The following is a 24,764-nucleotide window of genomic DNA, read 5'->3' on the forward strand; positions in this document are numbered from 1 at the left end:
ACGACATTCTTGCACAAAGGCCCTCACCAGACCTTCGCTCGATTGCGCACCTTCGGCATTCTGATCAAGCCACGCACGCATCTGTTTGACCCGCTTGCCCTTGAACATCTCGTACCTATAAATCTTGCGCAGTACTTCCAGGTGCTCGTGCCGTGTGTTCTCTCGCTCGGCATAATGTAGAAGGTCATCGGGTTTGACGCCGAGCTGGGCGGCGATGAAGTCAGACATTTCTTTGGGGATGATCTCTCCGGGCCTCAGCAGCCGTCCCGGATATCGAAGGGCACAAAGCTGCAGCGCAAATCCGATCAGGTTCTCAGGGCGGCGGCGGGTGCGGATAAAATCGATGTCTTCATCGGACAGGGCGTAATGCCGAAGGATCAACGCCTCATCCGTTGGAAGGTGGAAAAGGGCCGCGCGCTGTCGCGCGGTCAGAACCGCTCGGTGTGCCATGAGGGTCGTCTTTCTATACGGAGAGGGTCTTCAAAACTGTAGAAATTGAGACCATTCGCTTGCCATGTCTTTTTCAATGTCTCAATATGACAGTCGCAAGACCTCTGAATTTATTCGAGACACTATGGCCAAAGTCGGATACGCCCGCGTCAGCTCAGTCGGACAATCTCTGGACGTGCAGCGCGAAAAGCTGGATGGCTGCGACAAGCTTTTCGAAGAGAAGCGCAGTGGTACGACGGACGCCCGCCCTCAGCTGAAAGAATGCCTGAATTACGTCCGCGACGGTGACCAGCTGATTGTCACACGTATCGACCGATTGGCGCGATCCACACTGCACCTTTGCCAGATCGCTGAAACACTGAAACAGAAAGGTGTCGATCTGGTCGTGCTCGATCAGAATATCGACACGTCCGACGCAACCGGGCGGCTGCTGTTCAACATGCTCGGAGCCATTGGCCAGTTCGAAACCGAAATCCGCGCCGAGCGACAGATGGATGGGATCAAGAAGGCCAAAGATCGCGGCGTACAGTTCGGCAAACGACCCGCGCTTTCAGAAGATCAGATCGTTGAGCTACGCAAAAAGCGTACCGCTGGAATGCTGATCAAAGATCTGATGGCACACTACAGCCTCTCAAAAGCGACAATCTATCGGTATCTCGGAGCGAACGAACCGTGAGCGTCAGTCTCAACGCGCAAACAACCCAACAGAAACCTTAAAGGGGTTTTCTGCACTCAGCCCCACTCGACCCCGATGAGGATGTCGGAGCGTTGAAGCCGCTGCCCGAGCGGCTGGTCATGGAGTTGACGGCCCACCGGACGCTGGCGCTGCGTGAAGCGCGTCGATGCTGGCCGCCAAGTAGCGAAATCCAGTAGGGGGCGGACATTTCGCCCCCAAATTACAAGATAATGTAACAATATCAAAAAGATAAGTGCGATTACTCGCATTCGGAATGAGGAATTATGTCTGCAACAACCATCATCGACACTGCCCCCTCAGGGCGCACATTCGCTACACCGACGGCAGTCCCAAGCCACCGGGGCGCTTTACCAAAAAGCTGGCGGCCTGGGAGCGTTAGAACGGCATCTGCCGCCTTGTGAAGAAGAAACTGTCCCAGTCACTCGTGCATCGCGCAGCAATTTCAGTCTAGCAATCTCACAGATTCGGAAGAGTGAGCATTCGCTAGCACTTGCAATCAAGCGGCAGTGTAACGACTGAACACCTCGACCGATCCGTCGCGCTGGATCAGGAACACGTCATAGGACTCGCGCTCACTTTCCGGCCCCATTCCGGGCGAGCCGTAGGGCATGCCGGGAACTGCCAGGCCGACCGCGTCGGGGCGTTCCACCAGCAAACGGCGAATGTCGGCAGCAGGGACGTGGCCCTCGATCATATAGCCGTCCACGCGACCCGTATGGCAGGAGACCATCTCCTGCGGGATGCCGTTGTCCAGCTTGTAGCGCATCAGAAGCGTTCCGGCGCTCGCCTCGGTCGTGACTGCGAAACCGTCATTCGCGAGGATATCGATCCAGGCTGAACAGCAGCCACAATTCGGGTCCTTCATCACGTGAATCGCCGGTCCGGCGCCTTGCGCCAACGCCCTCAGGGGCGATGTGGCCACGAGTGCCGTCACTCCGACCAGGATCGTGCGGCGAGAAATCGTTTCATGGGTCATCTGGTTTTCCTTTATGATTGGTGTGGTGTGCGGGCAGGTTAGAGATCGACCCGCCTCAGCCGCAGCGCATTGGTGATCACCGAGACCGAGGACAAGCTCATGGCCGCCGCCGCGATCATTGGCGACAGCAGCATACCAGTGACCGGGTAGAGCAGTCCTGCCGCGATGGGCACGCCAAGGGCATTGTAGGCGAAGGCGAAGAACAGGTTCTGCTTGATGTTGCGCAAAGTCGCACGCGCCAGCTTGCGCGCCCGGACGATGCCCATCAGGTCGCCGCCCAGCAGGGTAATCCCTGCGCTTTCCATCGCCACATCCGCGCCGGTGCCCATGGCGATGCCGACATCGGCTGCGGCGAGCGCCGGGGCGTCGTTCACTCCGTCACCGGCCATCGCGATCTTGTGGCCATCGCGGCGCAACTGGTCGATCAGGTCCTTCTTGGCCTCGGGCAGGACGCCCGCGCGGACTTCGTCAATGCCAAGCTTACCTGCCACCGCCTGTGCCGTGCGTTCGTTGTCGCCCGTGGCCATGATCACGCGCAGGCCCTGGGCGTGCAGTTCCTTGATCGCTTGCGCGGTGCTGTCCTTGATCGGGTCAGCTACCGCTATGATGCCAACAAGCGCGCCATCAACGGAAATGAACATCGCCGTTTTGCCGTCGGCGCGCAGGGTGTCAGCCTTCACGTCGGCCGCACCCGTGTCCAGCTCCATCTCTCGCATCATCGCGGCGTTGCCGAGCGCCACGGCGCGTCCGCCAACTCTGCCGCGCACCCCCTTGCCGGTGACAGCCTCGAAGTCGGTGGCCTCCTGACGCGGGGAGCCCTGTGCCTCGGCGCCCTCGACGATGGCTTCGGCCAGCGGATGTTCCGAGCCGCGCTCGAGCGCAGCAGCCAGCGACAGCAGCTCCATCTCGGTCAAATTCCCAAGCGCGACCGTATCCGTGAGCTTGGGCTTGCCCATGGTCAGGGTGCCGGTCTTGTCGACGATGAGCGTATCGACACCCGCCATGCGCTCCAGCGCCTCGGCGTCCTTGATCAGCACGCCCGCCTGCGCGCCGCGCCCCGCCGCCGTGGTAATCGAGATTGGGGTCGCCAGCCCGAGCGCGCAGGGGCAGGCGATGATCAACACTGACACGGCAGATGCGATGGCGAAGACCAGCGCGGGCTCTGGGCCGAAGATCAGCCAGACTACAAAGGCGACAATGGCGATGGCGACAACGGTTGGCACAAAGACTGCCGACACCCGGTCCGCCAACCCCTGAATGGGAGCGCGGGACCGTCGCGCGTTCGACACCATGGCCACGATCTGTGCGAGCACCGTATCCGCGCCAACCTTGCCCGCCTCGATTACCAGGCTGCCGTTTTTGTTGATCGTGGCCCCGGTCACATCATCGCCCAGACCTTTTTCCACTGGCATCGACTCACCAGTCAGCATGCTCTCGTCCAGCGAAGACCGGCCCTCGATCACCGTCCCGTCGACCGGGACCGCGTCGCCGGGGCGCACGCGCAGCCGGTCGCCCTCCATGATGTTCTCGAGCGGCGCATCATATTCGGTGCCATCGGGCAGGATGCGCCGTGCCGTCTTGGGTGCGAGGTCCAGCAGCGCGCGGATCGCGTCGCCTGTGCGCTCTCGTGCGCGGAGTTCCAGTACCTGGCCCACGAAGACCAAAGTGACGATGACCACGGCCGCCTCGAAATAGGTGCCGACGCCGTGTCCCATCCGGTACTGTTCGGGGAAAATCCCGGGTAGGAAGGTGGCAACGATCGAATACAGGTAAGCCGCCGCCACGCCGAGGCTGATCAGCGTCCACATGTTGGGGCTGCGGTTCACGATCGAGTCCCAGCCGCGGCGGAAGAACGGCAAGGCGGCCCAGAGGATGATCGGTGTCGCGAGCAGGAACTCCAGATAGCTCGCTGTCTGATGCCCGATCCAGTCGCGCACCGGCAGCGCCACCAACTCGCCCATTGTCAGGATGACGAGTGGCACTGCGGCGGCAGCCGAGATCCACATCCTCCGTGTAAAGTCAGTCAATTCCTCGCTGGGCTCGTCGGACGGCACCATTGGCTCCAGCGCCATGCCGCAGATCGGACAGGCCCCCGGCGCATCGCGGACGATCTCCGGATGCATCGGACAGGTGTACTGGACATTGGCCGGTGCCGCCTTCTTCTGCCCGGCAGCCCGGCCCGAGGCGTAGAACCACGGATCCGCCTTGAACTTCGTCTGGCACTTCTCCGAGCAGAAATGGAAGGTCTCGCCCTCGAACTCGGCGTGACGCCCGTCCGTATTGACCGCGACCGTCATCCCGCAGACCGGGTCCTTTGCCGTCTCGGTCCCCGTCGGGATGTCGTGCGTTGCGTGATGATGATCATGCTCCATGGTCTGCCAGCCTCTCATTGCCTTGTTTCAGCTTGCGCCTTCCAAAGACTGGAAGCTCAAGCTCTTTTTTCAGTGATGGTCGTGCGCGCCTTCCCGGACCGGATTGCGCGCCAGGAACACCCGGACGAACAGAAACACCAGCGCCATACCGACGACGCCGACCACGACGATGAGCGGGTCGGACTGCCACTTCATCGCAGCGAAGGCGGCCAGCACCACGGCGTCAAGGGCGATGGCCGTCAGCAACACCCATCCCTTCGCAGCGATCTCATCGCGCAGGTGCCGAAACACGCCGAAATGGATGATCATGTCCATCACCAGGTAGAAAAACCCCCCAAGCGAGGCGATGCGGCTGAGATCGAAGAAGACCGTCAGGAAGCCCGCGATCACGACGGTATAGACGAGCGTGTGATCCTTGATCGTGCCTTGCATCCCGAAATGGCTGTGCGGGATCATTTTCATGTCGGTCAGCATCGCCAGCATCCGCGAGACCGCGAACACGCTGGCGATCAGACCCGACGCGGTGGCCACCAGCGCCAGCGCCACCGTCAGGTAGAAGCCAGTCTTGCCGAGCGCGGGCTCGGCGGCCTCGGCCAGCGCGTAGTCCTTCGACGCCACGATACGGTCTAGCGGCAGGCTGGAGCCGACCGCGAAGGCCACCAACAGATAGACGACGACGCAGAGCGCGATGGACCAGATGATGGCCCGGCCCACGTTGCGGTGCGGGTCGGTGACCTCTGCGCCGCTGTTGGTGATGGTCGTGAAGCCCTTGAAGGCCAGGATCGACAGCGCAACCGACGCCACGAAACCTGTGGCTGCAAAATCATCACCCGTCGCCTCGAACGAGATGCCGCTTGCCCAAAGACCCGCTGCGCCGAACAGCGCGATGCCGCCCACCTTGAGCACGGCCATGATGATGGAGAACAGCCCAACCGACCGGGTGCCCGATGCGTTCACGAGATAGGCGAAGACGATCAGCCCGACACCGAGAATAGGCACGAGAATGCTGTCCGGATCGCCGCCGAACGCCCGCAGCGTGTAGGTGCCGAAGGTGCGCGCGACGAGGCTTTCGTTGATCACCATCGACAGCGCCATCAGCAGGGCGGCGCCCGCCGCGATCGTCGTCGGGCCGTAGGCCTTCTTCAGGATCATCCCGATGCCGCCCGCTGACGGATACGCGTTCGACATCTTGATGTAGGTGTGGGCGCTGAACGCGGTCACGATGGCGCCCACGACGAACGAGAGCGGGAAGAGCGGCCCGGCAAGCTCGGCGATCTGGCCGGTCAGCGCGAAGATGCCCGCGCCGATCATCACGCCGGTTCCCATGGCCACAGCACCCGGGAGGGTAATGCTGTTCTTCTCGTAATCGCTTTTCGTCATGGATTTTCCTTTTCAGGGGTAGATTCCGGCTGGGTGCAGAATAGTACGTTAAGCGTCCCATTCACGGATTTTTCCACCCTAAAGAGCCACTCACTTTGCGGGCGCATGCACTCCGACGCAAATACGCAGGTTTTCGCCACTGGAATAATTCCGCTTATTGACGGCGATGGTTTGCCGCCAACTGCCTTTACTCAACAATCGAGTGGCCTGCAACCGCGATATCCATAGAACTGGGGGAAGCAAAAGGCGGGTCTACACGCCACAAAAATAGCAGGAGAGCAGTTTCTCGGTGGAGAAGGATGATACAGGAATTCGATCTGATACCGGTTCGAAATGGCGAGAGACTTTTCACGTGCGCGGTCGGTTTCTGACCGCGATTGCGATTAGGATCGAATCCGAAAGGCCAGATGCAAACTTCTTTGTGGCACTTGACGAAAAAATCAAAACCAACGCAAACCTCTTGATCGGAGCGCCGATCGTGCTCGACCTAGAGGCAGTGCCCGGATTCGTTGACGGGACTCTTCTGCAGAACTTAATTGACGCCATCCGGTCGCGGGGCCTGTTGCTTTTCGGCGTGCAGAACGCCAGTGCCGAGCAACGCACAGTTGCTGAAAAAGCCGGGCTGATCCCCGTTCTGATCGGGCGGGATGCACCAACGCATAAGGTGCGAGCGGAAGCGTCGGGCCCGATGCGTTCCGTGAAACGGCTGGAGAACAAAGTCATACGCCGCCATATACGCTCTGGTCAGATGGTTGTTGCTGAACGCGGTGATCTCACGATCATTGGCTCTGTGGCCTCTGGTGCCGAAGTTGTGGCGTCGGGGAACATACATATCTACGGCACCCTGCGTGGCCGCGCGATAGCTGGTGCCGACGGTGACGAAAACGCGCGGATTTTCTGTAACAAGCTCGAAGCCGAGCTGCTTGCCGTCGCTGGCCTTTTCAAAACAAGCGAGACCATCGACCCGGATCTGCGCAGCAGGAACGTTCAGGTCTTTCTCGAAGACGAAACACTCCGCATTGAGAGATTTCTATGACACAGTTGAAAGCTAAAGCCCCGCTGGGGAAAGTGATCGTCATCACTTCGGGCAAAGGGGGCGTGGGCAAGACAACCTCTGCCGCCGCCATCGCCGCAGCCTTGGCAAAACGTGGCCATAAGACGGTCGTGATCGACTTCGATGTGGGCCTGCGCAATCTGGATATGATCATGGGCTGCGAACGCCGCGTGGTCTTCGACTTTATCAATGTCATTCAGGGCGAAGCGCGACTCAAGCAGGCTCTGATCCACGACAAGCGGGTGGAGACGCTTTGGATACTTCCCACGTCACAGACCCGCGACAAGGACGCGCTGACCGAAGAAGGGGTTGAGAAGGTTCTGAACGAGTTGAAAGAGCAGTTCGACTACATCATCTGCGACAGCCCTGCAGGCATTGAGCGCGGTGCGCAATTGGCGATGTATTTTGCCGATGAGGCTGTCGTAGTCACCAACCCAGAAGTATCCTCGGTGCGCGACAGTGACCGGGTTCTGGGCCTTTTGGCGAGCAAGACAAAGCGCGCCGAAGAAGAGGGGACCGAGGTTGAGGCCCATGTGCTCCTGACCCGACATGACCAGCGCCGGATTGATGCGGGCGAAATGATGACGGTCGAGGATGTTCTTGAAATCCTTGCTGTGCCGCTCTTGGGGGTCATTCCGGAAAGCACGGCCATTTTGCGCGCCTCAAACGTCGGCATGCCGGTCGTACTTGATGAGCCCTCTGCCGCGAGCAGAAGTTACGAGGCTGCCGTGTCCCGCTTGCTGGGCGAGGAAGTCGACCCACGCGCGGAGCGAGAGAAAAAACCCGGCTTATTCAGCCGTCTTTTCGGAGCGTCGGCATGAGCTTGTTTGGATTTTCCCTCAGACCGCGCCTCCCCAAATCCGCGCAGACGGCTAAGGATAGGCTTCAGATACTGCTGGCCCATGAGCGCCGCGATGGATCGGATGGGCCAGATTACCTGCCCATGCTTCAATCCGATATTCTTGCTGTGATCCGTAAGTACGTGCAGATCAAACAGGAAGATGTCGACATCCGGATGGAGCGAAACGACGACATTTCGAGCCTGGAGATCAATATTGAGATCCCGTCGCCAGAGCAGGAAGCGCCTGCGCGTCTGCGCTCGCGGGCAAAAGGCTGACCGCTGCACAGCAGGCCTGCAGCGAGCGGCCGCAGTCCGCTCATGGCGGGAGTTGAATTTGCTTCCACAGAAGACTCCGTATTACGCCCAACCTCGCATCGTCGTGGTCCCACAAACTTCTACGAGGCATACGAGTCCGGTTCAAACAAAACAGTGAATTTCGTCTGCCCGTGGATCAAAAGAAGCAAAATACATGAAGATAGGCACACGGGGCGAGTTGTCCCCGCATCGACCGCTATAGTGTCAGCGTCGAACTTTGGCCCAGATTACCCCTGCGTGTCGTGAGTGAGGGCGAGAGACATATATCTGGAGCAAAAAATCTGTCCATTGGTGGTCAAATCTTCTTGGAACATCGCTCGAGGGAACGTGCTCTGCTCAATTTGTTAATTTCATGGTTTTCTTGTTGAATGTCACTGAGAACTGACCCGGTAGCCCCATAAATTGTCACTGAGAATTGACCCATGTGAACACATGGCCCTGACGTTTTTGTTCAGGGAGATTTGGAGTGATCGACATGGGATTTTTGAGTGTCATACGACGCTGGGCATTGCGTGACAAAATGCCAATACGTGAGATTGCGCGCCGCACCGGGCTGTCTCGCAACACCATCAAAAAGTATCTTCGTGAGGATGCTGTAGAGCCACGGTTTAATACGCCACGTAGGCCGAGCAAGCTGGATCCTTACGCGGATCGTTTGTCAGCATGGCTTTTGGCGCAGACGCGGAAGTCTCGCAAAGAGCGGCGCAATGTTAAGCTGATGTATGAGGACTTAGTTAAGCTGGGCTACGATGGGTCCTATGAGCGGGTCGCAGCCTTTGCGCGCGCGTGGCGTGCTGATCGGCATCGTGCAGAGCAAACAACGGGGCGCGGCACATTTGTACCGTTGGTGTTCCAACCCGGAGAAGCGTTCCAGTTTGATTGGAGCGAAGACTGGGCCACGATTGGTGGTGAACGCATCAAGCTGCAAGTTGCACACAGCAATGGCCTTGAGCGCATCAATATCATCAGGAAGATCAAAGGCGGATGTCATGCCTGTGAACTATCAAAATCAGAGGTAACCCGCCCGTGCAAAACACGATCCGAGTCATTCTGCCGCAGCCGGCGGGCGGGTCTCCAAGGCGGTCACACGACGCCAGTCGAGGCCCGCAAATAGGGCCTCAAATTGCGCAGCGTCCAGCCGCAAAATACCGTCCTTGATTGCAGGCCATTTGAACGCATTCTGTTCAAGCCGCTTGTAGGCCATCACCAGACCCGTGCCATCCCACCAGATCATCTTGAGTCGATCGGCGCGTTTGGCGCGGAACACATAGACAGCACCATCAAAGGGCTTCTTCTTGAGGTGGCTCTGCACCAGCGAGGCCAAACCATCGTGCCCCTTGCGGAAGTCCACAGGCTTGGTCGCAACAAATATCTGCACGCCATGCGACGGATGGATCACAGCGCAGCCGCGATCTCGGCGATCCGCGCGGCTGGCGTGTCTGCTGTCAGTCGGATCGTCACGTTACCCTTCAACACATCAATCACACCCATCTCAGTCTCGGGCACGTCCGGCAAATCGGCAGAGGTCTCTTCAATGGCTACAGGGACAAACGAAACACCATCCAGGTTCGGCAGGACCAACTTGCCCTCACGTGCCATGCGACGCCATTCCGACAGATGATTGGGCCGCAACCCATAGCGCCGGGCAACCGCGTTCACCGTAGCACCCTCAACCAGCGTTTCCGCCACAATCCGCGCCTTCACATCCTGCGGCCAGCGAGGACATCTACGACCACCTTTGCCCGCATCCGTGAGAAACTCTATCGTACCATCCATGGAGAAACTCCTTCAAATCCACGAAGCAAGGACTCGCAGAATAATCGCGGCATCGGAAGGTGGGGGCTAATCAGCGGTTACATTACGTCGCGGTATTTGCCGCGAACATAAACATCGCGGAGGCATTCATCGGCGATCCGCCAAATGAAAGATACAAGGCCGTTGTGAGAGGTTTGATTCATTGTGTCCGCCTATATTTTGCGCTGCAAATATTGCCCTATACAGCGCTTAGATGTGACACCCGCATAGAGCAACCGATGCTGCCCGGACGAGTGGTTTTACTCTTCATTCAAGCCTGTCGACTCGTGTTTCTGGAGTTATGTTTTGCTTAGAAAGGGTATGATAAGTTCCGAAAGGATACCGGTCCGATTAGCTGCATTCGAAGCGTGATTTGAATGTCCATTATGTTCATGGATTAACCTCTGTCATTTTCAGTTCTGCATGTGGCCAGCTCTGGTTTTTTATCTGATCAATAGCTTGGCGAATCCCATGCAATTTTTCGAAAGCATGCTGGCGCTTCTGAAATTCCTCGCCAACCTGTGCCTGCTGTTCTTTTGAGGGAACCGGAATTTGAAGTGCTGCCAGGTCCTTGGCGGTAATCGACTGGATTGCTGCGCCACCGGCAAGGGAGCCAATGTAATCCTGAACAAGACCGTTGGAGAGGTACTCAAACAGGACCTCTGGTGAGATGCTTCCCTTTGATCGAAGGATCACGAGCGATTGTCCAGCAGTCCAGAAGCTGTCCTCGTCTAAGCCAGGCACGTTTTTCGGGATCATACCGGTTTTGCCGATGGTGCCCTTTACGGAAAGGAGAACGTCTCCTGGGCGAACCTGTTGGTTCCGCGCCTTGCGGAGTGCGCCTCGTGCAACCCTTGTTTCTTTCGGTGGACAGTTGAGGAAACCTTCCTCGCCGATGTCTCCCGGAGATGCCTCATGAATGATGAATTCGCCATCCTCAGACTTCGGTATCGCGGCTGGCCGTATTACCTCTACGACATCGCCAAGAGGTCTGGTCTCATAGTTAGCAAGAAAGACAGAAAGAGCCTCGCCCGACTGTGTTCTCAGATACCGCTCCGCCGAGAGCACATCACTTTGATCATGGATTTCGCTGACAGCCACATCTCTGGCCCAAAGGACATCGTCTGAGATTTCACAATCTATTGCTTCCGCCCATGACGTCTTCCGATCAATGTTATATCGTCCACGGTTCGCCTTGGTCGCAAACCGCTTGTCCGCAAGATCTACGAAACGAATACTCTCCTCATGATGTCCCTTTGGCTTTAGGATGACGATACCGGTCGCAATCTGGGTTGTGGTATAGATCATGCTTGGCGGCACAGCGAAGACTGCGACAAGGCGACCCGAGTCGATGATCTCACTACGCGCGACAGCCTCGAAACCTACCGTACGAAATAGAGCGCCGGCCGTGAAGCTGAAGACCACGCGTGCGTTCGGCGCGTGGACCAACATATCCGCCATAGCGACGGGCTCAAAATGCAGACGCCCTCGCTCGGCGGCGTCTATGCGCTCAAGTGTTTTGCGAGGCAGTTCCTCACGATCCCGGATGTTTGCACCAAATGGGGGCATGCAGATCTCGGCCTCAAAACTCCCACCGTCGATCCGGGAAAAAGGCTGGCCCGCGATGACGTCGATTGAAACGCCGATCGCGGCAGCCGCGAGCTTCACCAAGTCGCAGAGGTCAATGTCGGCATCAACGAAGCGCACATGGAGGAAGCGCTTGGCAATTTTTCCCTCCAGCGCAATCTGAAGAGCAGGCATCGCGGAAGGTCCAAAAGAGCAGCGCACGGATGCCACCTGCCCAGCCATTTCGGCGATTTTCTTTGCCGGAATGTCTTCGATAAGACCAAATTCAAAACGGCGGCTACCGTCGATATTTCCAAGCCGAGGCAGGGATGCAATCCGCTCTGCTTCACTCAATTCAAGGAACATCCGTGCTGCTGACTGAAGGTGAGGGTAGCTCGGATTTTCCCGGCACTCCTGCCAATGTCTTTCAAGACCGCTATAAATTCCGGGCGCTTCACCGCTAATTTCGGCGACTTCGCGAAGGAGGACACCAGCTAACCGCTGAGGGTCGATGCTTCCACGAAGAGCATCAAGTTCTCTCCAAATATGCTTCATTTCAATATCAACCTCTGACTTTTTTTGCGGCGGCCGCAGAAAATGAATTCGCGCGGTAGGCTGTGATAACATGCACTCCGTCAAGAACGAAGGCAATGCCACCTTTCTTCGCGACTTCTTCAAGGGATTTGATCTCTTGCTTGAGTGCGACCATTCTTTGGCGAGCGGCCTTCGCCGACAAGACCATCTTGTCTCCGGTATGCTCTCCATGGTCCATAACGAGCCCGAGGTGCTTCTTGTTGATGCCGCGCTGGTTCATCCGAGCGTCAGCGTGTGCCGTGATCCGCATAGCGTTCTCCTTGTGCCGATGGGAGACATATAAATTGATATGACATAAATATCAATAGCTGATATTGGAAATATAGGAATAAATAATTCCTGGCCTATAGGCAAAGACAGCGGCCCCCGGTCGCAATGAGAGACCTTGGACCGGTTTGCGCTTGCTGGCCTCCAATTTCATACAGAAAAACCGCACAAGGGCTCGACTCTGTTAAACCGACTCGAAGCACAGCCTCCTGAACAAGCGGATTCTTGTGCCGTAGTTGAACTCCAGAAGGTATTTCTGGATAGCCGTGATGCTTGTATCGAGGAAATCCAAGCGGCCTTGATCGATATAGACCACGTCCTGCAGGAATTCATCGAAAAGGGTTTTATGCTCCACTGACGACTCGTGGGCGAACCCTACTGAACTGAGCCGGGTTTGCCGGAAACCCATTGCTTCGCTTAGAATTTTTGTCAGAAAGTTCCTGATACCCCGAAGTCACGGCACCCCCTTCTCAGCAAACCGCTTCTTGCAGAACCCTACGAACGCCGCGTCAGCACTTTTCGGTACTTCACCAGCCCAGGCACGCCATTCCTGCTCAAGAACACGCACATCCCAACCGGGAGCCGCCGCCCGTGCCTTGTCATAGGTGTCGGACTTCAGAGGACCTATCTCGGGCCTATCTTTCCCTGTGACGGATACCACGGTTCCGCGGCTCTGAAACACCACCACATCGCGCTCCTCGTCGAACCTGACCAGGTAGTCAGGTAGGTGGTTGTGGGTCGCGATTTCCTTAAGGGTATGCCGGAAACGCTTCAGCTCGGTTCGGGCGCCAGTCCGCTTCAAAAGCTTGTTCAGTCCGATCTCGAATGATGTCTGCGATCCACACATCTTGCGCGCGATCTCATAGACCCGCCGCTCGATGGGTTTCCGCAACCGAAAGTAGTCGCGATGAAGCGTCAGGACGGACTTGCGGCGGATGCTGTTGAAGATCCACTCGCTGATCTCAATTTCAGCCCACATGATGCGGCCATCCTCAGCGTTGTTTTTCCTCTGGATGTGTGCTTTTTCAATGAGATGGAACCACCCAAGTCGCTCTTCATCGCCGAGAGGAAGTGCATCATCGGACCTCGCCGTGCTGATGTTAGTCTTGATCACCGTGCCCATGAGGCGGTCGATGGCCTCACAGAACGCTCCGTAGTCTTTGCCGCCGGTTCCGCGGTTCACAAAAATCAGAAGATCGCGCGGATTGAACCGTAGCCGACGTTCGACCTTTTCTCCACGATTCAACCGATGCATGATCTGCGAGACGACGTAGATGAGGATGTCCTTGTCGTAGATCGTAGCCTGTCCTTTTACGCTGGGAACGACTTCCAACCATTTTCCCTCATGCTCATAGCGACGGATCGCCGTATCAGGCTTCTTGCTCAGCGCGTAGAATGGGTGCTCCATACTCGGCATGAGATCCTTGAGCACGGCATCCGCAACATCACAGATGAAAAAGTCCGCTTGCGGATGACGATCAGGAAGCAGCTGATCCAGCAGATTCGGGGTATCAGGAACGGGCATGCGGGGACATTCGGGGTATCAGGAACCGGCGTCAAGCTTTGAATTCGGGGTATCAGGAACCCATTGCAGGTTTTTGCACCATACCAGGTCCTTTCCAGCCGTTCTATCAAATGCGGACATCAGGAACCGGGATTCGGGGTATCAGGAACTCAAGTTCGGGGTATCAGGAACCAAGGGTAAGGTTTTTCCCATCTATCTCAATGCCTTACAGAACATTATTTATGGCATAACACTGAATCAAACACATATAAACACCACTCCCTTCAAATAACTGCATCACCAACTCCATCACATGGCTACTTGCCCTCAAGACGGTCCATGAGAATGCCAAGCATATCAGCGTACGTGCGCCGATCGTCTTTGCAGATCCGCTTAAAGCGGTCCAAAACTTCAAGCGGCGCTTTAATACTGATCTGACCATCCATGATCGGTCCACGGCTCGGCCATCGCGTTGTCGGAGCCCCTGCCCTATCAACAACAGATTCAGGTTCAACCTTTGCTGCAGGTCGCGCTTCGAATTGCTTCAAACGGTCAAAATCAAGCGGTTTGGGCATGGCGGACCTCCTCAAGAATGTCGATGATTTCGGATGCAAACGCCTGGGCATTGAGAAGAGCCTTGTCGATCCCGTTGACATCAGATGGATCCAGCTGACGCAAGCCACCACCAGCGTTGTGCAAAGATGAAAATGCCGTCCGCCGGTGAAGCTCAGTGTCCATAACGCGGCCAACCTTCGTCATTTCTGCATGGATATGTTTCTCAAGTTTGCTTTTCACGGCTGCTGACGTTCTGGCGAAAACAATGGCTGCCGGGATTGCGCGTCGGCGGGCCTTGCCCTCCATCTCGATCTCGGCCAGTGTTTCGATCGCGGCATCCGCATCTTGCTGTTCTTCACCAGATGGAATGACGACCAAGTCAGACTCTGCGACCGCAAAGGATGTGAGGCGGCTCGCAGAGCCCTCCAAGTCAATCAATACGAACGTCGCCTTGCTCCGTGCGTCAGAAATCTCATCCTGGATGAAGCGCTCACCCTGGCTGGTGACAACACGCAGAGAAGTAGGCAGCGCTGCCAGTGTCGACCAACGCGTCAGCCGCTTTGCTGGGTCAGCATCTATCATTATGACCTGAGTACCTTCGGCCAGCTCCGTACCCAGCACGATAGCCGATGTTGTCTTGCCAGCTCCGCCCTTGGATGTGGCGAATGAAATGACGGGCATGCATGCCTCCTTCGTTTTTCTACAGTATACATGTGTAGGCCCGGATTGGAATGTATATCTTATAGTATGATACCGTAGGATACCTTTAGGTATCATAGGCAGTGGTGTGCTGGGTTTGCTAAGCGGGCATCTCTCTTACGCCAATAACTCAGCCCGATAACTCGTCGGCATCAACGAGACATGAGATGCAAGCGGAGGCCTGATCTCGAACGCCTTTAGTTGCCGCGCGAAATTCCATACACGGACGAGATTCCACTCAGCTGCACGCGCCTCCGCAACCATCAGTTCATTGTGCGAAATATGTCTGTCAACGGCCGTAAAGCGAACAGCAGAGCTTGCCGGTCTCTCAGACACAAACGGATCGGGGATAGACCCGAAGTGGTATGCCGGGCTGATAGATGGCCTCTCGGTTGTTCCTGATGTCGACGCCTTGGTCGCGCTGGCGGCTGCACTTGATGTTCCGCGCGCCGATTTCGCAGCGCGGGGAGTGCGACATCTTCTGGAGCTTGAATCGGGCTAATGCTTGGCTGCCCAGAACGTCGTGCTGATCGGCGGCTCGGGGACTGGCAAAACCCATGTCGCGACAGCCCTTGGTGTGCAGGCTGTCGAACATCACCGCCGCAAGGTTTGCTTCTTCTCGACCATCGAGCTCGTCAACACGCTCGAACAGGAGAAGGCCAAAGGCAAAGCCGGACAGCTTGCCGAAAGCCTCACAAAGCTCGATCTCGTGATCCTTGACGAGATGGGCTGCCTCAGATGGGCAGCTGGTCAGGAGAACGGCGACGAACTTATTGGCCGGGCGATCGAGAGAGTCGCTAACCTGAGGAACCACGCTCAAGAGCCGGAGAAGACGCAGGCCGTTCTCGACCACCTGAACCTGCACCTTGCTCCGAACGGCTTCGAAGTGGCGCTGCTCGGGGGCAGGGCGGTCCTGCGCAAACGGGGCTCCGGGGCCGCTGTCGTTGGTGCTTCCGGCCTAAAGCTACCATTCCAAGTGATTCGCAGAATTACTACAAATCACTCTGAAAAAGTATGATATTATAATTTATATAGTAATATCATATACCTAATAAAAAGTCAAAATATGACTTGCATTAAAAGTCATAAAATGACACTTTGATCCTGCAACCAAGAACAGGAACGTGACCAATGAAAACGAAGCACATGGAAATGCGCATGACGCAGCGGAAGATCGGTGGTGACATCATCGCACTGGTCGAAAAGTATGGTGAATTCAACGCTCGCGGTGACCAGATCATCCTCACCAGGAGGATGATCCGGAAATTGCTGCAAGACAGCTGATACAGATCCCGACATCCACGCTGCCCTTTACCAGCCCACAATCATCCACCCTGCCAGGAGGCAACCACCAATGTTCACATCGATTAGCGTCGAAGAGAGAAAACTGCTCGAGCGCGTCCTGAAGAGGGGCGGAGCAACCCTCGTCGTAGCGGACGGCGGCGAGGTGAAGATCACAACTTACTATAACACATCGCCTCTGCGCGACTCCCGGGTGCGGCATGACTGATCCCATTGCTTCAGATCGCGTAAATGCGCCAGCCGCAGAAGTGCCGGAGATAGTCATTCAGAAGGATCAGGCCGCAAAATATCAAGCCGCAGTCGAGTTGAATCAAAGAAACGGCGTTGAGAGGAAGTACAATATCAAACTGCTCCACCAGGATTACGACGTGATCAAAACGGCTGCGGACGCCAAAGGCCGGTCAGCATCGTACTTTGTGTCTTTTCTGATCTACGACCACATCGCGCGTAAACTGGCAGACATGGGTGAGGACAACGAGGATGCGATCCTCCTTATGGCCACCAAAGCGGACGCGGCAACGGATTATGACATCATGTCGACACCGTGGCTTTACGACATGATGTCCCAGCACCTCGACGAGATCGTCGCTGCGGTGACTGGAACGGATGGTGCGGACCTCACGCAGTTCATGGAGATGATTGAGAAGTACCAGCGAAATAACAGCCACCTCCATGCCGTGGTAAAGCTCATGATGGAGTCCTGAGATGGCGCAAAAAAAGAAGTCGGACCTGGCTTCCGAGATTCTGGCAAAGGCGTCTTCTCGGGGTACGACCGGCGATGACATGCACATCGCGCTCAGCATCCGGCCTGGGAACAAGATTTCCGCGCTGCTGGAGATACTTGCCCGGCTGACGTCGAAAAGTCCGGCCGAGCATGCAAGCGACGGCATTCCGGAGAGCCTATTTCTCTATCTCGTCTCATCGGAGGAAGGGCTCGAACTCGCCGCAAGGCAGATTTCAGAGATTCTGCAGCGTGGAGAGGCGCTTCAGGAGGGGAGTGCCCTGGACCTTATGGTCAGGCGGGGTGTCATCGAAATTAGGGGCTGACATCTGCCCACCCAGTACCGCGAAATACTTGGAAACGAATAAGAAAGTATCATCATGCTGCGCTATAGAAAAACGAAGGACCAAGAGACCCAACGAGCCCGTGTCTTGGGGATCGACGGGTTGCTCAATTCGCTTGCGAACGTGACCGTGGAAAACGGGCGCGGACAGGACGTAATCGTCCCAGACTGGCTCTCGAACGCGCTTGACGACGGCAAAGTAGAAGCGATGACCCACCTTGCCGGTCTTCATCTCGGGGCGCATCGAAACAGCGGCGGGATCATACAGGCCGAGCCTCTCCTTAGGGAAGCCGCCGAAAAAGGTTATGCTCCGGCACAGGAACAACTTGGCATCATTTGCCTTTTCGGTCTGGGGCACGATGCCGATCCCAAAGCGGCAGAGAGCTGGCTGCGACTTGCCGCGGATCAAGGTAGAGGAGTGGCGCAGTCTCTACTTGGTATGATGCTTGCCACCGGATCCGGTATCGAGCGAGATTTGCCACATGCAATGCAGCTGCTTGCGCTGGCAGAGCAGCAGGGCGACGGCTTTGCCAGAAATTGTCTGAAAAATGGGAAAACCCTTGGAATGGTCCCGCAGTTAGCGGCATTCTTCTTGGGTATGTTGCGTGTTCTGGGAACAGTCTTGTCCAGTTGTAACGACAATGATGCCGACGCAGAGCTCCTGCATGGCGTCACGATGTTGGCTGAGGCGGGAGATGCGGACGCATGTTTTGTGCTGGGGATATTGAAGCAGCAGGCGGGCAAAGGGGCTGAGGCACAGCACTGGTTCCTGGTTGCCGCCGCGGTTGGCCATGAACTGGCGGTTTTGATTGCGGGTCTGCTGGCGTTCGTCGACCAAGGAGACATCAGGGACGCTTATCCTGTGACGGATTGGCTTGAGGTTGCGACGCAAGATGGTTCGGTCTACGCGCAAGCTCTGCTCGGGCTGATGCATGCAACGGGGCGAGGTGTCGACCGCGACGTCTCAAAGGGCAATTGCCTGCTGGACCTTGCTGCAAAAGCTGTGGACACGTCCACCGCCTTGGGAAAGTTTGTGGGAACGCGGGAGACGCGATCCTCTCTTGAAATGCTCATGCATGTGCTCGGCAAGGTGCTTGCGGCTCAAGTGTCCGGTGGCAGTTTCGCTGGTTCGGGCGGTGGTTTCGATCTTTTGGATCAAGTGGCGCAACTTGCAAAGCAAGGCGATCATTTTGCCCAGTTCTTCGTCGGCCTGGCGCTTTGGTCCGGGCAGGATGTGGCTGAAGACAAAATCGGTGCAATCAAATGGATGCAAGATGCCGCCCGTCAAGGGTACATGGAGGCCCAGCACTTCCTTGGCATCTGCCTCGATACGGGTGACGGGATCGGACGGGATCGCAAGGAAGCGTTGCGCTGGTTCCGATTGGCTGCGGAGCAAGGGCATGCGCACTCTCAGTTTTTCCTCGCGATCGCCAGTGCGCGGGGTGATGGCACAGAAAAGGATCAGGCTGAAGCGCTCCACTGGTTTCAACTGTCAGCAGAACAGGGCAACGCAATCTCCCAATTTTACCTTGGAATTGCGCTTCTGGATGGCGACGGCGTCGACAAGGACACCGCCGCAGGCGCTCAATGGTTATTGAGGGCGGCAGAGCAAAATGATGTCGACGCTCAATATTTGATTGGCACGTGCTTCTTGCTGGGCGACAGGGTCGAGAAGGATCCCGAATCGGGCTTCCGTTGGCTTTTCAAGGCGGAAAGCAACGGATCACAAGACGCAAAAGAATTACTCGACCGCTTCAGGAACGACTGATGTCTCCCGGTCCCGTGTCCTCGCAGCAGGTTACGGGACCGGGATCCAGCAACACGTCAGCCCGATCACACGCAACCCACTCCGCAGGCACAATGTCAGAGACTCGTCCACCAAACGCGGGGGGTGGGTGAATGCCGTGTGCCTTTTCCAATCTTAGGGACGCTCATCATGATGACACAACGCCTCATCTATCCACCGATGGCTGAACTCTCGCGACTTCGGCAACCTCTGACTGCTGGGGAAACACGGGTTCTCGACCTGTTTTCACACCATCTACCGCAAGATTGGGAAATCTACGTCCAGCCTCACCTGAACGGCCTGCGACCAGACTTCGTGGTTATGAACCCGAGGGGCGGTATCGGGGTCTTTGAGGTCAAGGATTGGAACCTCGGTGCAATGCGGTATTTCGTCAGGAACGACACCTGCGGACCCGAGCTTTGGGCCCAAAAGGATGGCAAAGAATTCAGCCTTCAGACGGAGAACCCTGTCACAAAGGTAAACCTTTATCGCGACGAGATCTTCAACCTCTATTGCCCAAGACTGCAGCAGGGAAATGGTTGGGCCGCCATTACCGCAGGCGTGATCTTTCCTTTCGCTTCGTCGGATCAGGTGAGGCGCCTTCTGGCCCCGTTCCTCCAGTCCCAGTCAGGTGACAGGTACGCGAAGTATCAGCCGGTAAGTGGATCCGCGGAACTTGCTTCCAGTGATATTCGGCGGGTATTCCCAGAATCCGTACGCGACAGTTCCTACGTCATGTCGGAGGACCATGCGAAGGACCTACGAGGCTGGCTGGTCGAACCAGATTTCGCAGCCACTCAGAGAACGCCCCTCTTGCTGGATCGAAACCAGCGCAACTTGGCCGAGAGCCGCACGAAATCCGGCTATCGCCGGATCAAGGGGCCGGCGGGATCTGGGAAGTCCCTGGTCATTGCGACGCGCGCCGCGAAGCTGGCGAAAGAAGGTAAGTCGGTTCTTGTCGCCACGTTCAACATTACGCTCTGGCACTACCTTCGGGACCTGATCGTGCGTGACCTCGACGCCCCCGAGCAGCTTCGCAACATCCGCTTCACGAACTTCCACCATTGGTGCAAGCTGGCCTGCCACGAAGCAGGCTGGAAAAAGCGCTACGAAGCTCTCTGGAAGTCGGGCCGAGAAGAGGACGTCTTGAATATTGGCCTGCCACGGCTTGCAAGCGCAGCCATCGACCAACCCGGGGCCACGAAATACGACGCTATCCTGGTCGATGAAGGTCAGGACTACCGCCCACTCTGGTGGAACATATTGCGCAAGGCATGCAACCCAGAGGGCGAGATGCTTCTCGTCGCGGATGCTACTCAGGACATCTATGGCACGGCGGGGTCATGGACAGATGATGTGATGACAGGGGCTGGTTTTCCTGGTGGTCAATGGGCCCAGCTGAGCGTCAGCTACAGATTGCCGCCGGACGCTCTTGATCACGCAAGACGGTTTGCGAGCCAATTTCTACCGAGGAAGCTTGTCGACCTACCGGAACAGGATCAGGAAGCGCTCGATCTCTTCCCTTGTCAGTTGCGCTGGGTTCAATGTGATCCGGAAAGCTCTCAGGACACCTGCGTTGATGAGGTGATCTCTATGATGCTAAAAACTGGACAGTGTGGGCTGGCCAATGCGGATATCACCCTCTTGACCGATCGGAAGATATCTGGCGATGGCATCGTCAAGAAACTCTCTCGCAAGGGCATTCAAGCCGTCAATACTTTCAGTGCCACCGATGATAGGCGTCAGAAGATGGCCTTTTTTATGGGGAGGGCTGAACTAAAGGCGACCACACTGCACAGTTTCAAGGGGTGGGAGGCGCGCCTTTTGGTCGTATATATCACCACTGCTTCTCATCGTGAAAATCTTGCCCTCCTCTACGCTGGACTGACCCGCCTGAAGCGCAGTCCGGAAGGTAGCTCGCTGACAGTTATCTGCTCGGCTCCAGAACTTGAGAACTATGGGGAAACTTTTCCGGACCATGTCATCCGGCCCCTTTGCTTCTCCAGCCTCACGTCTGCTGGTTGACAACTAAGGTGCCGTACACGTCTATACTTAACACTATGGTTAATAGTGTTAAGCGATCTGCCTTCCGATCCTGTGGACAGATAGGGTAGGGGGCTCATTTGCGCTTCGCGATTTAACACTATTTATGTATAGTGTTAAATATGAGCGAAATGACCCTCTACGATGCCGCCGGCAACCGGCTCTATCTGAACGCTGAAGAGCGTGCCGCTTTCCTTGCCGTGGCCAGGCGCCAGCCGGCTCGGGACCGGACGCTCTGCGAGACGCTGCACTTCACTGGGTGCCGTCCATCCGAGCTTCTGGAGATCACGCCGGCGAGGGTCGACCTCGGGGGTGGGTCCGTCGTCATCCGCAGCCTGAAGAAGCGCAAGGATGCCTCCGGGCGCTCCAAGGTGGTCTACAGAAGCGTTCCGGTGCCCCCGGACTATCTGGGGTCGATTCCGGCTCAGTGTCAAAAAGCACTCTAAGGATTTGTCAACTGGTTTTGGAGCCACCGTTTGCGGTATTTTCATTGAGAAACGGGTAAAGATGCCCGTTTCGAGCCTCTGTGAGGCATTTTTAGGGCGATATCACAAACCAGCGTTTGAGACATATGCCAACAACACGAATCAGATTAAATCTTTAACAATCATATGGTTGTGGGCGTCAGAGCAAGCTTACCGTACTATTTTGCACTGAGCCGGAATCGACCCCAACTGCCAGAGAGTACCGTAAAGTGTGGGGCAATCATGCAGCCATTTTGGTTTCGGACGAAGGCTTCAACGCCGGATGCCATTGCTCGAACTTGGCGCGCAGGGTGCCATCGAGAGCCCTGGTTCGGGTTTGCAGCATGAGGTGCGCGCCTCGTTTTGACCAGCGCATTTGCTGCCGCTTGCCGAAGCGCTTTCCAACAACGGTGTTGACGGTGCTTTCGACAAAGCCGGTTGAAACGCGTTCACCGTACCGTCGTCTTTCCGCATAGTTCGGGATCATCAAGGCGTTGTTGGCGATGTAGGTCTCGAACTCGGACGCCGCCGTCCGAAGTGCCGTGATGCTGGCATAGTCCGTCTCGACAACTTCCAGATCGATGGCAAGGTCTTCGATCGCTGCCTGACCATCGTGAAGGTTGCCATTCCAAAGGAACCCTTTGATCTGGCGCAGCAGGCGGGCAATGGCTTCGGCCTCTGCGGGATTGTGATGCGCAAGCCCTTTGACGTATTGCTGCATGACGGTGATGCGCATGGTGATGTGGAACCAATCTAGGATATGCTCAGAGGCAGGTGCCATGTGTCGCGCCATGTTGATGACCGTGTCTCCACCGTCAGTCATGAATGTCACTGGCTGGTTTTCCTGCCAACCCTGATCCTTCAGAACTTCATGCAGTCGCCGCTTGGGCCTGTCATCATGACTTTGGACAAGCCCAAGGTAGCGGCTCGGGCGATCTGTGGGGATGGATTTGCCGACGGTGACCTCGAAATGCGACTGACCAGCGTCGCGAGATCGAACATAGCCACCGTCGATACCGACGGTGATTTGGCCCTCAGGGTTGGGAAGCTGGGCCCGCTGGTGGGGACTGGTTTCAATGAAACTGTAACGCTCATCAGAAAGTTCGGCCTCCATCCGCGTGGCCACACGCCCCAGATGTCTGCGGATGGTATCTGGATTTAGCCTCATATCAATCGGCAGGACATCTTTCAGCAGATTAGTCGTGACCCCGAAAGATACAAGCGAAGCCCATTTCGTCTCAAGCCAGAGCAACTCCGGGGCAATATGGTCGGGCAAAAGTTCGTTCAGGGGGCTGAAAGTTTTGGCTGGACCATTGTGGCACTGGCAGGAATAGAAGCGCGGACTTTCAACGGCGATGTCACCGAAGACCGTCCGGTATCGAATTTGCCGGCGCCCTTTGCCACGAAGCTTTCGATCACAGCACGTACAGCGGGCATGTTTGATACAAAACGCTTCGCATTGCGCGGCAACAACTTTCCGCTGGATGCCCAAAAGAACGGCTTTGCCTTCCTCTATGGACAAGCCGATGTCACCAGCAGCCTCAATGCCCTTGGAGAATGCGGCGATCCTATCCGTGTGAGCGGTGCCATCTGGCGCAGTTATTGTGACGCTGATTTCGATATCCATCTTCGGGGTCCTGCCTGCTTGATTACATTGGTTCTGAATCTCTCGCCCGCATGATTGTCTGCCGACTGGTGCCCATTTCGCGTGCAATGGAGGAAACTGTCGCACCATTGGCGATCTTTTCGCGGACCAACGCCTGCTGATCAGCCGAAAGGGTTGATGGGCGCCCCAGTGTTTTGCCTTGCGCTTTCGCACGCGCCAGCCCCGATTGCGTGCGTTCGATCAGAAGGTCTCGCTCGAACTGGGCAACTGCGTTGATCACACCCATCGTCAGCTTGCCCGCAGAACTGGTCAGATCCACGCCGCCCAAGGCGAGGCAATGCACACGGATGCCCAAGGTTTCCAGCTTGGCGACGGTGGTACTGACATCGATCGCATCGCGCCCCAGCCGGTCCAGCTTGGTCACGACAAGAACATCGCCACGCTCCATCTTGTCCAGAAGACGCGCAAATCCCTTCCGCTGTGCGATGGCCTGTGAGCCGGAAACCGTTTCGGTAATGATCCGGTGGGGCTCCGCCGCAAATCCTGCGACAGCGATCTCCCGGATCTGGTTTTCGGGGTCCTGTTCGACGGTCGATACTCTGGCGTAGGCGAATGTTCTGGTCACAGCATTGCAATTCTGTCCGGAAATGATGTCCAAAATCATACACCTGTTCGATACAGGTTCAAGATAATTTCTGGACAGATCATTACGCCCTGTCCAGAACCGAACCATTTCGGACGGCCCTTACCACATCTGCTGGCGCATCAGGTCGCGATGATCTCCGGATCGAAACCGCTTGTTCACAGCACCCCGTGAGAATTTCCCCGCCACAAACGGCTTGCGAGCAACCATCCGTTCCATCGCAGCTTCCACATCGTCAGACATGAAATCGGATACCGGCCGATTGGGGGCGTTCACTGCTACAACATCTTCGAGAAAACCAACCATGACGCCCATGTCATTCCAGGCATCATAACCGTCAGCCTCATCCCGCCGTTCAAGATATCCATATACGCCACCGCAATCTTCAGGCGGGCAGGCTCCGGAACCGCCTATGCAGGCCGAATAGGTTTTCTTTGGTGGCGGATTAATCGCTTCAACACGGATTTCGTGTTCCCAGTTATTCCCCATATCGTAAACGTAGGAAAATCGTTCGTTCTCGCGGAACCCAAACTGCTGCAAGGATACATCCGGGTTTCCAGCATGCAACTCCAACGAGCCGTATTGTACCGCGTGAACCTCGAAGAGGAACAGATGAATGCCCTCCCAGCCCATCGCAACCTGAAGAATGCCGTGCAGTTCACGCAGAGTCGTCGAATCCGATACCAAAACACGCCGCCAGATCATCGGGCTCAACCCAAGAAGGCGTACCTTTAGCTGATAGATTGGAGAAGCGGATGACATCCAAAATCCTTGCCAGCATCAATCCCAAAA

Annotated in this window: 25 protein-coding genes and 2 pseudogenes; 13 read left to right on the plus strand and 14 right to left on the minus strand. The window is 56.5% G+C overall.

Translation table 11 applies throughout. The features are described from left to right. Positions 1-450 (minus strand): DUF4158 domain-containing protein (locus tag GGR95_RS16635; RefSeq protein WP_184567878.1); only part of this gene is annotated, 450 nt, incomplete at its 3' end. 64 nt (positions 451-514) lie between these two features. Between GGR95_RS16635 and GGR95_RS16640 the strand changes: the two genes are divergently transcribed. Beyond that, complete coding sequence (locus GGR95_RS16640; protein WP_237273954.1) at positions 515-1,126, plus strand: recombinase family protein; 612 nt, start codon at positions 515-517, stop codon at positions 1,124-1,126. Positions 1,127-1,643: 517 nt separating this feature from the next. On the opposite strand, the gene GGR95_RS16645 is transcribed toward GGR95_RS16640, so the two are convergent. The 3 genes from GGR95_RS16645 to GGR95_RS16655 all read right to left on the minus strand — a co-directional run bounded on the left by GGR95_RS16645 (position 1,644) and on the right by GGR95_RS16655 (position 5,875). Next, entirely contained in the window at positions 1,644-2,123 is a 480-nt protein-coding gene (locus GGR95_RS16645) for a DUF411 domain-containing protein (RefSeq protein WP_138578350.1), read from the minus strand. A 38-nt stretch (positions 2,124-2,161) separates the two neighbouring features. Next, on the minus strand, positions 2,162-4,495 hold the full coding sequence (locus tag GGR95_RS16650; protein ID WP_138578348.1) for a heavy metal translocating P-type ATPase: 2,334 nt from the start codon (positions 4,493-4,495) through the stop codon (positions 2,162-2,164). A 69-nt stretch (positions 4,496-4,564) separates the two neighbouring features. Next, positions 4,565-5,875, minus strand: coding sequence for an APC family permease (locus tag GGR95_RS16655; protein ID WP_184567880.1), 1,311 nt, complete (start codon positions 5,873-5,875; stop codon positions 4,565-4,567). A 352-nt stretch (positions 5,876-6,227) separates the two neighbouring features. On the opposite strand from GGR95_RS16655, the gene minC reads away from it, so the two are divergent. The 4 genes and pseudogenes from minC to GGR95_RS16675 all read left to right on the plus strand — a co-directional run. Next, positions 6,228-6,911: a septum site-determining protein MinC gene (gene minC / locus GGR95_RS16660; protein ID WP_343042356.1), complete on the plus strand. Its 684-nt coding sequence runs from the start codon at positions 6,228-6,230 to the stop codon at positions 6,909-6,911. Further along, complete coding sequence (gene minD / locus GGR95_RS16665; RefSeq protein WP_184567881.1) at positions 6,908-7,750, plus strand: septum site-determining protein MinD; 843 nt, start codon at positions 6,908-6,910, stop codon at positions 7,748-7,750. Before minC ends, minD begins: the two co-directional genes overlap by 4 nt. After that, the gene (gene minE / locus GGR95_RS16670) at positions 7,747-8,046 is read left to right on the plus strand and encodes a cell division topological specificity factor MinE (RefSeq protein ID WP_184567883.1); all 300 of its coding nucleotides are present in this window, start codon (positions 7,747-7,749) and stop codon (positions 8,044-8,046) included. The genes minD and minE overlap by 4 nt, the downstream gene beginning before the upstream one ends. 514 nt (positions 8,047-8,560) lie before the next feature. Then, positions 8,561-9,025 (plus strand): annotated as a pseudogene (locus tag GGR95_RS16675) (helix-turn-helix domain-containing protein); the annotation flags it as partial. A 105-nt stretch (positions 9,026-9,130) separates the two neighbouring features. On the opposite strand, the gene tnpB reads toward GGR95_RS16675, so the two are convergent. The 4 genes from tnpB to GGR95_RS16695 all read right to left on the minus strand — a co-directional run bounded on the left by tnpB (position 9,131) and on the right by GGR95_RS16695 (position 12,289). After that, complete coding sequence (tnpB, locus tag GGR95_RS16680) at positions 9,131-9,484, minus strand: IS66 family insertion sequence element accessory protein TnpB (protein WP_184567885.1); 354 nt, start codon at positions 9,482-9,484, stop codon at positions 9,131-9,133. Further along, positions 9,481-9,861: a transposase gene (locus tag GGR95_RS16685; protein WP_184567887.1), complete on the minus strand. Its 381-nt coding sequence runs from the start codon at positions 9,859-9,861 to the stop codon at positions 9,481-9,483. Before GGR95_RS16685 ends, tnpB begins: the two co-directional genes overlap by 4 nt. 408 nt (positions 9,862-10,269) lie before the next feature. Then, complete coding sequence (locus tag GGR95_RS16690; protein ID WP_184567889.1) at positions 10,270-12,000, minus strand: type I restriction-modification system subunit M/S; 1,731 nt, start codon at positions 11,998-12,000, stop codon at positions 10,270-10,272. Between the two features lie 7 nt (positions 12,001-12,007). Beyond that, on the minus strand, positions 12,008-12,289 hold the full coding sequence (locus GGR95_RS16695) for a hypothetical protein (RefSeq protein ID WP_184567891.1): 282 nt from the start codon (positions 12,287-12,289) through the stop codon (positions 12,008-12,010). Between the two features lie 135 nt (positions 12,290-12,424). Here GGR95_RS16695 and GGR95_RS16700 point away from each other — a divergent pair, with 135 nt between their 5' ends. Beyond that, the gene (locus GGR95_RS16700) at positions 12,425-12,664 is read left to right on the plus strand and encodes a hypothetical protein (protein WP_184567893.1); all 240 of its coding nucleotides are present in this window, start codon (positions 12,425-12,427) and stop codon (positions 12,662-12,664) included. A gap of 96 nt (positions 12,665-12,760) precedes the next feature. Here GGR95_RS16700 and GGR95_RS16705 read toward each other — a convergent pair whose 3' ends face one another. From GGR95_RS16705 to GGR95_RS16715, 3 genes are all read right to left on the minus strand, one after another. Next, a complete protein-coding gene (locus GGR95_RS16705) occupies positions 12,761-13,831 on the minus strand; it encodes a replication initiator protein A (protein ID WP_184567895.1) in 1,071 nt (356 codons plus the stop codon). 296 nt (positions 13,832-14,127) lie between these two features. Further along, on the minus strand, positions 14,128-14,385 hold the full coding sequence (locus tag GGR95_RS16710; protein ID WP_184567897.1) for a hypothetical protein: 258 nt from the start codon (positions 14,383-14,385) through the stop codon (positions 14,128-14,130). Then, positions 14,369-15,046, minus strand: coding sequence for a ParA family protein (locus GGR95_RS16715; RefSeq protein WP_184567899.1), 678 nt, complete (start codon positions 15,044-15,046; stop codon positions 14,369-14,371). Before GGR95_RS16715 ends, GGR95_RS16710 begins: the two co-directional genes overlap by 17 nt. Positions 15,047-15,575: 529 nt before the next feature. Here GGR95_RS16715 and GGR95_RS18980 point away from each other — a divergent pair. The 7 genes and pseudogenes from GGR95_RS18980 to GGR95_RS16750 form a co-directional block, all read left to right on the plus strand. Continuing rightward, positions 15,576-15,800, plus strand: a pseudogene (locus tag GGR95_RS18980) (ATP-binding protein); the annotation flags it as partial. A gap of 395 nt (positions 15,801-16,195) precedes the next feature. Continuing rightward, a complete protein-coding gene (locus GGR95_RS16725) occupies positions 16,196-16,348 on the plus strand; it encodes a hypothetical protein (RefSeq protein WP_184567901.1) in 153 nt (50 codons plus the stop codon). Positions 16,349-16,566: 218 nt separating this feature from the next. Continuing rightward, a complete protein-coding gene (locus tag GGR95_RS16730; RefSeq protein ID WP_184567903.1) occupies positions 16,567-17,070 on the plus strand; it encodes a hypothetical protein in 504 nt (167 codons plus the stop codon). A 1-nt stretch (position 17,071) separates the two neighbouring features. Further along, positions 17,072-17,413, plus strand: coding sequence for a hypothetical protein (locus GGR95_RS16735; protein ID WP_184567905.1), 342 nt, complete (start codon positions 17,072-17,074; stop codon positions 17,411-17,413). A gap of 54 nt (positions 17,414-17,467) precedes the next feature. Then, positions 17,468-19,198 carry a tetratricopeptide repeat protein gene (locus tag GGR95_RS16740; RefSeq protein WP_184567907.1) on the plus strand — a complete coding sequence of 577 codons (1,731 nt, stop codon included), beginning with the start codon at positions 17,468-17,470 and terminating at the stop codon, positions 19,196-19,198. 168 nt (positions 19,199-19,366) lie between these two features. Further along, the gene (locus GGR95_RS16745; RefSeq protein ID WP_184567909.1) at positions 19,367-21,241 is read left to right on the plus strand and encodes a UvrD-helicase domain-containing protein; all 1,875 of its coding nucleotides are present in this window, start codon (positions 19,367-19,369) and stop codon (positions 21,239-21,241) included. A gap of 140 nt (positions 21,242-21,381) precedes the next feature. Next, on the plus strand, positions 21,382-21,705 hold the full coding sequence (locus tag GGR95_RS16750) for a site-specific integrase (protein ID WP_246423431.1): 324 nt from the start codon (positions 21,382-21,384) through the stop codon (positions 21,703-21,705). Between the two features lie 259 nt (positions 21,706-21,964). Here GGR95_RS16750 and GGR95_RS16755 read toward each other — a convergent pair whose 3' ends face one another. The 3 genes from GGR95_RS16755 to GGR95_RS16765 all read right to left on the minus strand — a co-directional run bounded on the left by GGR95_RS16755 (position 21,965) and on the right by GGR95_RS16765 (position 24,734). After that, on the minus strand, positions 21,965-23,350 hold the full coding sequence (locus GGR95_RS16755) for an ISKra4 family transposase (RefSeq protein ID WP_184567911.1): 1,386 nt from the start codon (positions 23,348-23,350) through the stop codon (positions 21,965-21,967). A gap of 22 nt (positions 23,351-23,372) precedes the next feature. Beyond that, the gene (locus GGR95_RS16760; RefSeq protein WP_184567913.1) at positions 23,373-23,954 is read right to left on the minus strand and encodes a recombinase family protein; all 582 of its coding nucleotides are present in this window, start codon (positions 23,952-23,954) and stop codon (positions 23,373-23,375) included. 120 nt (positions 23,955-24,074) lie between these two features. After that, on the minus strand, positions 24,075-24,734 hold the full coding sequence (locus tag GGR95_RS16765) for a plasmid pRiA4b ORF-3 family protein (protein ID WP_184567915.1): 660 nt from the start codon (positions 24,732-24,734) through the stop codon (positions 24,075-24,077). Positions 24,735-24,764: the final 30 nt, after the last annotated feature.

Origin of the sequence: Sulfitobacter undariae (assembly GCF_014196805.1) — a bacterium.
GTDB lineage: Bacteria > Pseudomonadota > Alphaproteobacteria > Rhodobacterales > Rhodobacteraceae > Sulfitobacter > Sulfitobacter undariae.